Source organism: Pseudomonas purpurea (genome assembly GCF_039908635.1).
Taxonomy (GTDB): Bacteria; Pseudomonadota; Gammaproteobacteria; order Pseudomonadales; family Pseudomonadaceae; genus Aquipseudomonas; species Aquipseudomonas purpurea.
Map to the genome: position 1 here is coordinate 737,797 of NZ_CP150918.1, position 12,277 is coordinate 750,073.

Consider the following 12,277-nt stretch of genomic DNA (forward strand, 5'->3'; position numbering starts at 1 on the left):
GGCTCGATGTGCTGGTGCGCAGAGGTGCGCCACCTTGGAGCAAGGGCCGGGCACTTACTCTGTGGCGAGGGAGCTTGCTCCCGCTGGGCTGCGGAGCGGCCCTGAAACCTGCGATCGCATTCCATCGGATACAACGCATGCGCTGGGTTTGCGACTGCTTCGCAGCCGAACGGGAGCAAGCTCCCTCGCCACAATTGATCGCGCCGAGTTTAGCGGCGGCGCATCAGGCCGATGAAGAACAGGCCGCCGATGGCGGCGGTGGCCACACCTATCGGCAGATCTTCCGGTGCAATCAAGGTTCGTGCTGCTACGTCGACCCAAACGAGGAAAACACTGCCGAGCAACACGCACACCGGCAGCAGTCTTCGGTGTTCCGCCCCGACCAGGCGCCGGGCAATGTGCGGCACCATCAGCCCGACAAAACCGATCGAACCGCTGATGGACACCAGCACGCCGGTCATCAACGAGGCGATCACGAACACCCGCAAGCGCACAGTGCGGGCGTTCAGGCCAAGGGTCACGGCGGTTTGCTCGCCGGCCATCAGGGCATTCAACGGGCGGGCCATGCCCACCAGCAACACCAGCCCGAGCAACACGCTGGCGGCCGGCACGGCCAACAGTTCCCAGCGTGCCAGACCGAGGCCGCCGAGCATCCAGAACATCACGGCGGAACTGGCGCGGTGATCGCCGAGGAACAGCAACAGGTTGGCGATGGCCATCATCACGAAGGACACGGCGACCCCGCACAGCAGCAGTCGGTCACTGTCCAGTCGGCCATGGCGGCTGGCGATGGCAAGCACGATCAACATGCTCAGCAGCGCACCGATAAACGCCGCAATCGGCAAAGTCAGCAGCCCGACGATTTCCCCCACGTGCAGCACCACGATCACCGCGCCGAGGGTGGCGCCAGAGGTCACACCCAGCAAGTGCGGGTCGGCCAGCGGGTTGCGCGTGACGGCTTGCAATACCGCGCCGATCAGCGCCAGCCCGGCGCCCACCAGCGCGCCCAGCAGCATGCGCGGCACCCGGATCAGCCAGACGATATGCTCCTGCCCGGCACTCCAGTTCACCTCGCCGACGCCCAGGGCTTTATGCAGCAGAATCCGCCAGACCACGTCCACCGGCACCCTGGCTGCGCCAAAGCCCAGCGACACCACGCACGACACCAGCAGCAGGGCGCCGAGGGCAGTGAGCAGCCAGGCATAACGACGATTGATCATCCGCCGTGGAAACCCTTGGCCAGCACTTCTACCGCCAGCGCGTTGTCGATCCCCGGCGTGGCCTGCACGTAAGGGATGACGATGAAACGCTGGTTCTTGATCGCGTCCACCGATTGCAGCGCCTTGTTGTCCAGCAGAAATTGCTGCTTCTGTTCGGCGGTGACTTCGCCGTAGTCGACGATCACGATCACCTGCGGATTGCGCTCGACCACGTTCTCCCAGTTCACCCGTGTCCAGCTGGCCTCGACGTCATCGAGAATGTTGTGCCCGCCAGCGGCATCGATCAGCGCTTGCGGCATGCCCAGGCGGCCCGAGGTCATGGCGCGGTCTTCGCCGCTGTCGTAGAGAAACACGCGGGGTTTTTCGGTGGGCAGGTCTTTGCGAGCGTCGGCCACGCGTGCCTGCATCTCACTGATCAACTGAGTGGCGCGGTCCTGCACGTCGAAGATTTTCCCTAGGTTGCGCAGGTCGTTGTAAGTGTCGTCGAGGGTGGCCGCCGGACGCTTCATCACGAAGGCGCAGGACTCGGTCAGTTCATAGACATTGATCCCCAGCGGCCCGAGTGTTTGCGGGGTCAGGTCGCCGCCCACGCGCATGCCGTAATCCCAGCCCGCAAAGAGGAAGTCGACGTTGGCGTTGAGCAGGGTTTCCACCGACGGGTATTTGGCCGCCAGTTCCGGCAAGCCGTCGAGGATCACCCGCAGTTCCGGTGTCACGGCTTTCCAGCCACTGATGCCGCTGTAGCCGACCATTCGTGGCTTGAGGCCGAGGGAAATCAGCATCTGGGTCATGTTGATGTCGTGACTCAGCGCGTGTTTCGGCGCCTCCTTGAAGGTCACCTCGCGGTTGCAGCTCTGGATCGTCAGCGGGTAATGAGTCGCTTCGGCGAAGGCTTGGGCCGTGCCCAGCAGCAGGGCGATGGCGAGGCTGGAGCGGAGCAGGGTGCGCAAGGTCATGGGTGGGTAATCCAGGTGATTCGTGGGTAGCCGGACAAGGGGTGTTCATCGATCAGTGCCTGGACGCCGAACACCTCGCGCAGCAGCGTGGCGGTCAGCACTTCCTTTGGCGTGCCGCTGGCGACGATGCGGCCGTGGTTGATCACGTACAGGCGATCGCAGAACGCGGCGGCCAGGTTCAGGTCGTGGATGCTCGCCAGGGTGCCGATCTGCAAGCGTTTGACCAGTTGCAGCAATTCGAGCTGATAGCGTGGGTCGAGGTGATTGGTGGGTTCGTCGAGGATCAGCAGTTGCGGTTGTTGCGCCAGGGCGCGGGCAAGGATCACCCGCTGTTTTTCGCCCCCGGACAGGGTCGCGAAAGCATGGTCCTCGAAACCTCTGAGCCCCACCGATTCCAACGCCTGTTGCGCAATGCGCCGGTCGTGCAACGTATCGCCATCGAACAGGCCCTTGTGTGGCGTGCGGCCCATGGCGACCACCTCGTCGACCGTCAGGCCGAAGGCGTCGGGAAATTCCTGCAACACCACCGCGATGCGTTGGGCGCACCAGCGCGAGGACTGTTTCCAGACGTTCTGGTGATCGAGCGCCACCTCGCCGCTTTCCGGTTTGCTGAAGCGATAGGCGCACCGCAGCAGGCTGGTCTTGCCGCTGCCGTTGGGCCCGATCAACCCGACGAACTCCCCGGCGGCCACACGCAGGCTGGCGTCACGCAGTTGGAACTGGTGATGACAGTGGCCGTGGCCCAGAGGTGTCCAGGCGAGGTGGGTGAGGTTCAGCGAGGTCATGCCATTCCTTTCGATGGTCAAGCTGTGTTGCCTTGTGGCTAAGGGTTTTTTGTGGCGAGGGGGGCTTGCCCCCGTTCGGCTGCGCAGCAGTCGTAAAACCAACGCTTGGGGTCTGCATGACAGAACCGGGTTGTTGATTTCAGGGCCGTTTCGCAGCCCAACGGGGGCAAGCCCCCTCGCCACAGGTGTCCGCTCACTGACGATCCGACGTGGGCCGGCATTGTAGAGTCTTCAGAGACTCTTCATGCATCTCGCTGTATTCAGGATGAAGATGAGGCCGATTCAGTTTGCTGCTTGAAGCGCGACAGCAGCACGCGATCCACCCCCAAAACCACGATCAGCGACGCCGCCACCAACGGAAAGACCAGCGCCAGTGCGAGCATGATCACGACCCCGGTTTTCCAGGTCGGCAAGTCATGACGCAGGGGCGGTACGCCCATTCGGCCCTGAGGACGGCGTTTCCACCAGATCACCACACCGCTGACTGCGCTGAGCAGAATCATCAGGCAGATCAGCAACACGACGATCTGATTGAACACGCCGAACATCTTGCCCTCATGCAACATCACGCCGACTTCCGTGGCGCGGGCAACGGTGCTGTAGTGCTGCCAGCGCACATCGGCCAGGACTTTTCCGGTGTATTGGTCAATGTGCAGGGTGGCGTCGTTGCGTGGGTCGTCGGCGAACACTGCAATCGTGAACACGCCGCTGGCGGTGGTCGGGAACGTGATGCTGTAACCGGGCTCGACCTTGCGCTGGGTGGCGATATTCTGCACATCCTGCAAGCTGATGGTCGGTGCGGCCGGGCCGGTCGATGGCGCGTTGTGGGCCATGTGTTCGGCGTGATCGCCGGACATCGGCATCGGCGTGTTTTCCATCGCCCACGGCACGGTCTGGCGCGTCGCGCTGTTGAGGCTGCGGGCTTCTTCGTCAGACTTGGGCACGTCGTTCCACATCGCCACCGGAAAACGGTTCCAGAGGTCGGCGTATTGCTTGCCCCAGAACCCGGTCCAGGTCATGCCACTGAGCAGCATCACCAGCAGCAGCGCCGCGCCCCAGAACCCGGTGACCGCATGCAGGTCACGCCACAGCAACCGCCCGCGAGCGTTCAGCCGTGGCCAAAGAATACCGGCGCCGGTTCTGCCGCGCGGCCACCAGAGAAATACCCCGGACACCACCAGCACCACGCCCCAACTCGCGGCCAGTTCCACGAGGCGGTCACCGACGGTGCCGATCATCAGTTCGCCGTGAATGGCCCGGGCGATGGCTTGCAGGTTGCTCTTGGCATCCTGCTCGCCAAGGATGTCGCCGTGGTAGGGATCGATGAAGACGTTCAGCTCGCTGCCGGGGCTTTTCACGACGAATTGCGCGCTGCGTTCGGCGTTGACCGGCGGCAGGTATTGGCTGATGTGGCCTTGCGGGTAAGCCGCTTGCACACGCTTCAATTGCTCGTCGGCACTGAGGCGGTGATGCCCGGCCGGAACGTTCAGCAACTCGCCGTACATCAGCGGATCGAGTTGCGGTTTGAACAGATAAATGATGCCGGTCAGGGCCAGCATCACCATGAAAGGGGCGACGAACAGCCCGGCATAAAAATGCCAGCGCCACGCCAGGTTGTAGAAGCTTGGTTTCGGTTGGCTCATCAGAAAGCACTCCGCTAGGCGATTGTGTCGTTATTTTTTTGCGGTTGCTGTGCAACCGATCATCGGGACGCCGCTCGGAGCCGGCTCGCGCCGGGCGGCGTTCCGACGATGCTTTTTTAGAAGCTCATGTCTACCTTGGTCCAGAGCGTGCGCCCTGGTTCATTGATGGCTTGCGGGTCATTGGCCGGGTAGCCGAACCCGGCGTTGCCGGCCAGGTTCAAGTGCTCGGCGTAGGCCTTGCCAAAGAGGTTGTCGACGCCGCTGCTGACCTTCCAGTGCTTGTTGATCCGGTAGGCACCGTTGAGCGAGAACACGCCGAAGCCTGAGCTCTTCTCATAGTCCTTGCCGACCACGTTGCCCTTGTTCTGGTCGATGCGGTTCTGCGCCGCGACCACTCGCCACAAGGCGCCCGCGCTCCAGTTGTCTTCGCTGTAGGTCAGGCCGAATCGCGCATCCAGCGGCGGCATCTGTGGCAGTGCCTTGCCATCGCTGCTGTTCTTGCCCCAGGCGTAGGCCAGGGTTGCATCGGCTTTCCAGTTGGAGGTCAGCTTGTAGGCCGCACCGAGTTCGCCGCCCATGATCCGGGCGTCGATGTTTTGAGCCTGAGAGGTCATGCCCATCTTCCCTGGCGTGTAGTTGAACAGGATGTAGTCGCGCACCTGACCGACGTATCCCGAGGCCCAGGCTTCCAGATCCTGGGTTTTGTATTGCAGGCCGAAGTCTAGCTGAGTGGTTTTTTCAGGCTTGATCGAGTCGAAGGCATTGACCGAACCGGCCGGGCCGGACTTGGGCGAGAACAGCTCCCAGTAATCCGGGAAGCGTTGCGCATGGCCCAGGCCTGCGTAGAGGGTGGTCGGGCTGTCCGCCAGGTCGTGCTCATACCGCACAAAGCCACTGGGCAGGGTGTCGGCACGGGTTTCGTCGGCCGTCGGGTTGGCGCGGGCCATCATCCCGGAGCCGATGGTCTGGCGGAAATCCTTGGCCGAAGCGCGGTCCAGACGGGCACCGGTGATCAGGCGGTCGCGGTCGGCGGCATACCAGGTCAGTTCGCCGAAGACACCGTAGTTGTGGAAGTCGGCGTCCTTCTCGCGCGGTACTTCCTTGTAGGCGTCGATGCCCATCGCGGCGCGTTTTCGATGCTCGTTGGTCTGGGCATCGAGGCCGCTGATCAGTTGCACATCGGCCCAGTGCCAGGTGGCCTTGATTCGCGCACCGAGGGTTCGGCGGTCGACGTTGGAGGCCATTGGCCCGGCCATCATCCCGGTGCCGGACGGCTTGCGCAGGGTGTAGTTGTCCATCACATGGTCGGCGTAGTTGTAGTAGACCTGTGCCTCGACCTTGTCCAGGACCTCGCCGAGGTTCGAGCGCTCGAACCGCAGCCCCAGGCTTTCGCGCTTGAATTGCGAACCGTCCATGCCGCGCCCGGCAGAGCGGGCTTCGCCGTCGCCCTTGCCGGCGGTGAGTTCCAGCAGGGTGTCGGCGTCCGGGGTCCAGCCGACGGCCACGTCGCCGTTCCACTTGTCGTAGCGCGACGGCACAGTGTCGTTGTTGCCGTCACGGTAATCATCGGAATGGGCCGTGTTGCCGATCACTCGCACGTAGCCCAGCGGGCCGCCGGCAGCAGCGTCGACGAGTTTGTCGAAACGCCCGTTGGACCCGGCCAGCATGCTGGCGTTGACCCGTGTGCCCAGCTCGCCGAAGCTTTCCGGTTCGCGGTCAAACAGGATGGTGCCGGCCGAGGCGCCAGGGCCCCAGAGTACGGTTTGCGGGCCCTTGATCACGGTCAGCTTGTCGTAGGTTTCCGGGGAAATGTACGAGGTCGGGGCGTCCATTCGGCCAGGGCAGGCGCCGAGCACCATGCCGCCGTTGGTGAGGATGTTCAGGCGTGAACCGAACATGCCGCGCAGCACCGGGTCACCGTTGGTGCCGCCGTTGCGCACCAGGGCGAAACCGGGAATGGTCTTGAGGTAGTCGGCGCCGTCGCTGGCCGGCACGGGTTGGCGCGGGTCCTTGGGGTTGGTGACGATGGTCAGTGGCGAGCTGGGCGCGATGGCGGTGATCACCGTCGGGCTCAGTTCTTCGGTGTGCTGGCTATGGTCAGCCGGCTGCTCGGCCGCCAAGGCGAATGGCGTCAGCAGGGCGCCGCACAAAACCGCCGTGGCGTGTTTGAAGCGGGCATGAGGTGCGTTCAGGGCAAAGGGTGCAGGAGTCGCGTTGAAACGGGTGTCAGCAGAAAACCTGGACATAAAACTTCCATCAATCAGTCGTAAACAACACAGCCGGCAGCCTACGGCTGTTTTTTCAACAGTCGGCCGTGTGAGGTGGTGTGCGGGGTGTTACGCGACGATGGGAGGAGCGCGGCTGCGAGCACCGGGAAAGACCGTTTGCCGGGCGTGGCCCAGGCGGGGGGAGGGGCTGATGAAAGGGCTGGCGGGAGGGGTGTCGAACATTGCAAACGACAGGCTGCCAGGCAGCGCCGGGCAGTTGAAGAGCAGGCTGCAATAGCCGCACTTTTCCCAGAGCACATGCCGTTCGCTCTGGACCTTGGCGTGTTGGGCGGTTGGCTGCGAAGTGGCGTGGCAGCCGGGCTCGTCCGCGCGCATGTCCATCGAATGGCTCATGGACATCGGCATGCGTCGATCCATCGGCATCGACTGAGAAATCAGTGGACCGATAAAGATCATCAGCATGGCGAACAGGCTGATCCAGCTGCCGCGTTTGACCCTCAGGGAGTGTCGAGGCGGCACGGATCGCCTGACGCCGGGCGAGCGCCCTGCGTTCACGGGGAGTTCAGGCTGTGATTACTGGGCGTGGGCGTGCTCTGGCATCCCGTCCGGGGCTTTTTTCTGCACGGCGACGTCAACCGTCACGTCCCCGGATTTTTCGAAATGCAGGGTCAGCGGGAAGTGTTTGCCGTCACTCAGCAGGCTGCGGTCCTTGAGCTCCAGCAGCATCACGTGATAGGCCATCGGGGCAAAGGTCAGGTCGCCTCCCGCCGGGATATCGACGCTCGGCACCTGCTGCATTTTCATCAGGTCGCCCTGTTTCACATGCTCGTGCAGCTCGGCTTTGCCCGAAATCGGCGAGGCCACGCTGAGCAGGCGGTCGGCGGTTTGGCCGTTGTTGTGAATCACAAAATAGGCGGCCACGGTGGGGGCATTGGGCGGCAGTTCTTGCGACCACGGGTGAGCGATGTGAATGTCGCCCGCGTTGTATTCGTGAGCATTGGCAAAGCAGGCAGGCACCAGCAACGCGGCCAGAACGATAAGTTTCTTCAACATGGCAGTTCTCCAGAACGATTAAACACGCAGATCAATTGCGACGGTAATCAGACTAGAGGAGAAGCACGGGGATTGAGACTCGGCCATTGCTGGCGCGGGGTGGGGCTGTCGAGGGTTGGCGGAGGCAGGCTGCGATTGGCCTCCAAACGCGCGAAATACAGCTGCGGGACATGGCCCGGCAACGCCACCAGCGGCGCGGAACCCGAACAGCACCAGCAATGCTGCATGTTCGAATGGTCGTCATTCTGCGGGGCGTTTTGCTCAAGCTTGCCCAGGGAGATCGCCACCAGTTTCGTGCCGCCGGAAGAACAGAAACTGCCCCACAGCAACTGTTCGGCGGGCGACTGACCGGCCCCTTGAGCCATCGCACCGGACATCGGCATGGCAAGCATATTGAACAGCACTGCGAAGCAGGCGATCCAGGCAAATGCTAGCCGTTGTCGGGACATGGGACAGATCCGGTGGGTGGGCGTTCAGGCGGGTATTTAGCCTGATCGGTGGCCATAAGTAAAAACCCGCTGTGCGGTGTGGTGTCGCACGGATCAGGCTGCGGTGGCATGCAGCTTGAGACCCAAGGCTTTCATCACCTTCATGATAGTCGCGAATTCCGGGTTGCCGGAGCTGCCCAACGCCTTGTACAGGCTCTCACGACCCAGGCCAGCCTCTCGGGCAACCTGCGTCATGCCTTTTGCCCGGGCAATGTCATTGAGCGCCGCACGTACCAATACGCCGTCACCGGCGTCCTCATCAAAACAGGCATCCAGGTAAGCCGCCATTTCCGCCGGTGTTTTAAGAAATTCGGCAGCGTCAAAACGGGTGAATTGTTCGGTCATGATTTACTCCTCACTACCGATGTTCAGCGCTATCTGTTGAGCGCGTTTGATGTCGCGTTGTTGCGTCGACTTGTCACCACCTGCCAATAGCAGATAGACCCTCTCACCTTTACGAGTGAAGTACATCCTGTAGCCGGGACCGTAATGAACACGCATTTCATAAACCGCTGCACCTACGGCTGCGCAATCACCGAAATTCCCATGCTCGGCAGCTCGAAGCCTGGCGATCAGGCGAGCTTTTCCAATGGTGTCCTTGAGTGAGTGAAGCCAATCGGAAAACAGTCGTGACTGCACGAAGTCGATCATGTCGAATCGTATTCCATGGGATACAAGTTGGCAAGGACGCACTTTTCTCAAGACGACCGCCGCTTGCCAGTCGGGGCTGGTTCTTGTTTTGGGGGGGGGAAGGTTCAGGAACACTCTGGGGATGTTGAGCCGAACCGTTGAGTCTGGCCAGACGGCTCTTTCGGGGAATGATGTCTGTCGATTCGCTCTGACAGTCAGGTATCAGGAACGGTCTGACGCTGACAGTGCCTCTAAAACTGCAGGCACGCTTTCAAACTCCCGCTCAACCCCCGGCAACTCCGGCCGCTTGAGAATCAACACCGGCACCCCGCGTTCGCGTGCCACCTCAAGCTTGGGCTCGGTGGCGGTGCTGCCGCTGTTCTTGCTGATCAGCACATCAATGTGCCGGCGTTCGAACAGTGTGCGTTCATCCTCGATGAAAAACGGTCCGCGTGCGCCGATCACTTCGCAGCGTTCGTTGCCGGGGTAAACGTCTAATGCGCGCAAGGTCCAGAACTGTTCCGGCGGAATCTCATGCAGGTGTTGCAACGGTTCGCGGCCCAGGGTGAACAGCGGCCGTTTGAACGGTTTCAGTGCTGTGATCAGCGCGCTCCAGTCACTGACTTCCCGCCAGTCATCCCCAGCCTGCGCTTGCCACGCCGGGCGGCGCAGGGCCCAGCACGGGATGGTACTCAACTGCGCGGCAATGGCGGCGTTCTGGCTGATTTGTGCAGCGTAAGGGTGAGTGGCGTCGAGCAGCAGGTCGATGCCTTCCTCCTGGATGAACTGCGCCAGGCCTTGAGCGCCGCCATAGCCGCCGACCCGCACCTGGCACGTCAGGTCGGTTGGCACCCGGCCCACGCCCGCCAGGCTGTAGACATGTTGCGGGCCAAGGGTGCGGGCAATCGCCAGGGCTTCGGTGACGCCGCCGAGCAGCAACAGGCGCTTCATTGAAAGGCTCCCGCATGGCCCACGATGCCGCCCTGGCGGTCGATGGCAAACACCTCGACCTGAACCTGTTTGGGCACCACGCTGCGCGCGAAGTCCAGGGCGTGCTGGCACACCGCATCGCCCAGGGCGATGCCGGCGGCGCTGGCCATGGCCAAGGCTTGTTGGCTGGTATTGGCTTCGCGAATGTTTTGTTGCAAGGCGTCATCGGCGCCCACGGCAGCGGCCCACTCGGCCAGTTGCGGCAGGTCGATGCTCGAATGGCGGCTGTGCAAGTCCATGTGTCCGGCCGCCAGTTTGCTGATCTTGCCGAAGCCGCCGCACAGGCTGAGTTTATCCACAGGCACTTTGCGCAGGTGCTTGAGCACCGCACCGACAAAGTCGCCCATTTCGATCAGGGCGATTTCCGGCAATTTGTAGACCCGGCGCATGGTGTCTTCGCTGGCGTTGCCGGTGCAGGCCGCGATGTGCAGGTAGCCGTTGGTTTTGGCGACGTCGATGCCCTGATGAATCGATGCAATGTAGGCCGCGCAGGAAAACGGCCGGACGATGCCGCTGGTGCCCAGGATCGACAAACCGCCCAGAATGCCCAGGCGCGGGTTCATGGTTTTCAGCGCCAGGGCTTCGCCGTCCTCGACGTTGACCGTCACCTCAAAACCACCGCCGTAACTGAACTCGGTAGCCAGTAACTGCAAGTGCTCGGTCATCATTTTGCGCGGCACCGGATTGATTGCCGGCTCCCCGACGCCCAGTACCAGCCCTGGGCGGGTGACGGTGCCGACGCCTTTGCCGGCGTTGAAACGAATGCCGGGTTCGCTGACCAACCGCACCTGGCTGTAGAGCAAAGCACCATGGGTTACGTCCGGGTCGTCACCGGCGTCCTTGATCGTTCCGGCTTCGGCGCCCTCGGCGGTGGCGCGGCAGAACTCCAGGCGCATTTGCACTTGCTTGCCTTTGGGCAGCACGATCTCCACCGCGTCGGCGCTTGCCCCGCTGAGCAGCAAACGCGCAGCCGCGAGGCTGGTGGCCGTGGCGCAACTTCCGGTGGTCAGGCCGCTGCGCAGGGGCGCGGGTTGTTCGGCGGTTTCGTCACGCATCGAAGGGTTTCATCACGTCGAGCAAGGTGATCGGCAACGCTTGGCGCCAAGTGTCGAACTCGCCCAGCGGCTGGGGCCTGAGCGATATGGATGCGCGTCAGTTCACCGCCGTGTTGTTCGCGCCAGGCCATCAAGGTCATTTCGCTTTGCAGCGTGACGGCGTTGGCGATCAGCCGCCCACCGGGTTTGAGCAGGGCCCAGCAGGTGTCGAGTACGCCGTCGCGGGTCACGCCGCCACCGATGAAAATTGCATCGGGCCGCTCAAGGTCGGCCAATGCATGCGGGGCGCTGCCACGAATCAATTGCAGGCCGGGCACGCCGAGGGCGTCGCGGTTGTGTTCGATCAGGTGCTGGCGCCCTTCATCGGCTTCGATGGCCAACACGCGGCAGCTCGGGTGGGCGCGCATCCATTCGATGCCGATTGAGCCGCTGCCGGCGCCAACGTCCCAAAGCAGTTCGCCGGGCACCGGGGCCAGGCGGGCGAGGGTGATGGCCCGCACATCGCGTTTGGTCAGTTGGCCGTCATGTTTGAACGCTGAATCCGGTAGCCCGGCCAAGCGTGACAGGCGCGGGGTGTTCGATTCGGCGATGCACTCGATCGCGACCACGTTCAGGTCCGCGATGGTTGGGTCGTTCCAGTCACCAGCGCTGCCGTCGACACGCTGTTCGGCCTCGCCACCCAGATGTTCCAGTACGCTGAGCCGGCTAGGCCCGAAACCTCGCTCACGCAACAGCGCCGCTATCGCCGCCGGGCTTTGGCCATCGTTGCTCAACACCAACAGCCGAACGCCGCTGAACAGCTGCGCACTGAGCGCCGCCACCGGGCGTGCAACCACTGACAGGGTGAGGACTTCTTGCAACGGCCAGCCCATTCGGGCGGCGGCCAGGGAGCAGGAAGAGGGTGCGGGGATGATCAGCATTTGATCGTTCGGCACCTGCCGCGCCAGGCTGGCACCGACGCCGAAGAACATCGGATCGCCGCTCGCCAGCACGCAGACCGGCTCGCCGTGTCGGGCCAACACCGGCTCCAGGGAGAACGGACTGGGCCATAATTGGCGCTCGCCACGGATGCACACGGGCAACAGATCCAGTTGCCGCTGCCCGCCGACAATCCGCGAGGCACCCAGCAAGGCACGCCGGGCATTCTTGCCCAAGCCCTTGAAGCCGTCTTCACCAATGCCTACGACTGTCAGCCAGGGCGCCATCAATATTCCTCAAACGTGTGCGTT

At 62.9% G+C, this 12,277-nt stretch carries 12 protein-coding genes and 1 pseudogene; all 13 read right to left on the reverse strand.

The window, feature by feature from the left end:
* Window positions 1-209 precede the first annotated feature (209 nt).
* A complete protein-coding gene (locus tag AABM54_RS03275; protein ID WP_347903754.1) occupies window positions 210-1,220 on the reverse strand; it encodes an iron ABC transporter permease in 1,011 nt (336 codons plus the stop codon).
* Window positions 1,217-2,176, reverse strand: a complete 960-nt coding sequence (locus AABM54_RS03280; protein ID WP_347903756.1) for an ABC transporter substrate-binding protein — start codon at window positions 2,174-2,176, stop codon at window positions 1,217-1,219. Before AABM54_RS03280 ends, AABM54_RS03275 begins: the two co-directional genes overlap by 4 nt.
* Window positions 2,173-2,961, reverse strand: coding sequence for an ABC transporter ATP-binding protein (locus AABM54_RS03285; RefSeq protein ID WP_347903758.1), 789 nt, complete (start codon window positions 2,959-2,961; stop codon window positions 2,173-2,175). Before AABM54_RS03285 ends, AABM54_RS03280 begins: the two co-directional genes overlap by 4 nt.
* A 260-nt stretch (window positions 2,962-3,221) precedes the next feature.
* Window positions 3,222-4,604 carry a PepSY domain-containing protein gene (locus tag AABM54_RS03290; protein ID WP_347903759.1) on the reverse strand — a complete coding sequence of 461 codons (1,383 nt, stop codon included), beginning with the start codon at window positions 4,602-4,604 and terminating at the stop codon, window positions 3,222-3,224.
* A gap of 116 nt (window positions 4,605-4,720) precedes the next feature.
* The gene (locus AABM54_RS03295) at window positions 4,721-6,850 is read right to left on the reverse strand and encodes a TonB-dependent copper receptor (RefSeq protein ID WP_347903760.1); all 2,130 of its coding nucleotides are present in this window, start codon (window positions 6,848-6,850) and stop codon (window positions 4,721-4,723) included.
* Window positions 6,851-6,940: 90 nt separating this feature from the next.
* Window positions 6,941-7,351: a DUF2946 domain-containing protein gene (locus tag AABM54_RS03300; RefSeq protein ID WP_347903761.1), complete on the reverse strand. Its 411-nt coding sequence runs from the start codon at window positions 7,349-7,351 to the stop codon at window positions 6,941-6,943.
* A 54-nt stretch (window positions 7,352-7,405) separates the two neighbouring features.
* Window positions 7,406-7,885, reverse strand: a complete 480-nt coding sequence (locus tag AABM54_RS03305) for a copper chaperone PCu(A)C (protein WP_347903763.1) — start codon at window positions 7,883-7,885, stop codon at window positions 7,406-7,408.
* A 47-nt stretch (window positions 7,886-7,932) separates the two neighbouring features.
* Window positions 7,933-8,334 carry a DUF2946 domain-containing protein gene (locus tag AABM54_RS03310; protein ID WP_347903764.1) on the reverse strand — a complete coding sequence of 134 codons (402 nt, stop codon included), beginning with the start codon at window positions 8,332-8,334 and terminating at the stop codon, window positions 7,933-7,935.
* A gap of 93 nt (window positions 8,335-8,427) precedes the next feature.
* Window positions 8,428-8,718, reverse strand: a complete 291-nt coding sequence (locus AABM54_RS03315) for an addiction module antidote protein (RefSeq protein WP_347903766.1) — start codon at window positions 8,716-8,718, stop codon at window positions 8,428-8,430.
* Between the two features lie 3 nt (window positions 8,719-8,721).
* The gene (locus tag AABM54_RS03320; protein WP_347903767.1) at window positions 8,722-9,024 is read right to left on the reverse strand and encodes a type II toxin-antitoxin system RelE/ParE family toxin; all 303 of its coding nucleotides are present in this window, start codon (window positions 9,022-9,024) and stop codon (window positions 8,722-8,724) included.
* A 201-nt stretch (window positions 9,025-9,225) separates the two neighbouring features.
* Entirely contained in the window at window positions 9,226-9,954 is a 729-nt protein-coding gene (locus AABM54_RS03325) for a cobalt-precorrin-6A reductase (protein ID WP_347903769.1), read from the reverse strand.
* Window positions 9,951-11,048, reverse strand: a complete 1,098-nt coding sequence (locus tag AABM54_RS03330) for a cobalt-precorrin-5B (C(1))-methyltransferase (RefSeq protein ID WP_347903770.1) — start codon at window positions 11,046-11,048, stop codon at window positions 9,951-9,953. Before AABM54_RS03330 ends, AABM54_RS03325 begins: the two co-directional genes overlap by 4 nt.
* Window positions 11,041-12,253: pseudogene (gene cbiE / locus AABM54_RS03335) on the reverse strand (precorrin-6y C5,15-methyltransferase (decarboxylating) subunit CbiE). Before cbiE ends, AABM54_RS03330 begins: the two are co-directional and overlap by 8 nt.
* Window positions 12,254-12,277 lie beyond the last annotated feature (24 nt).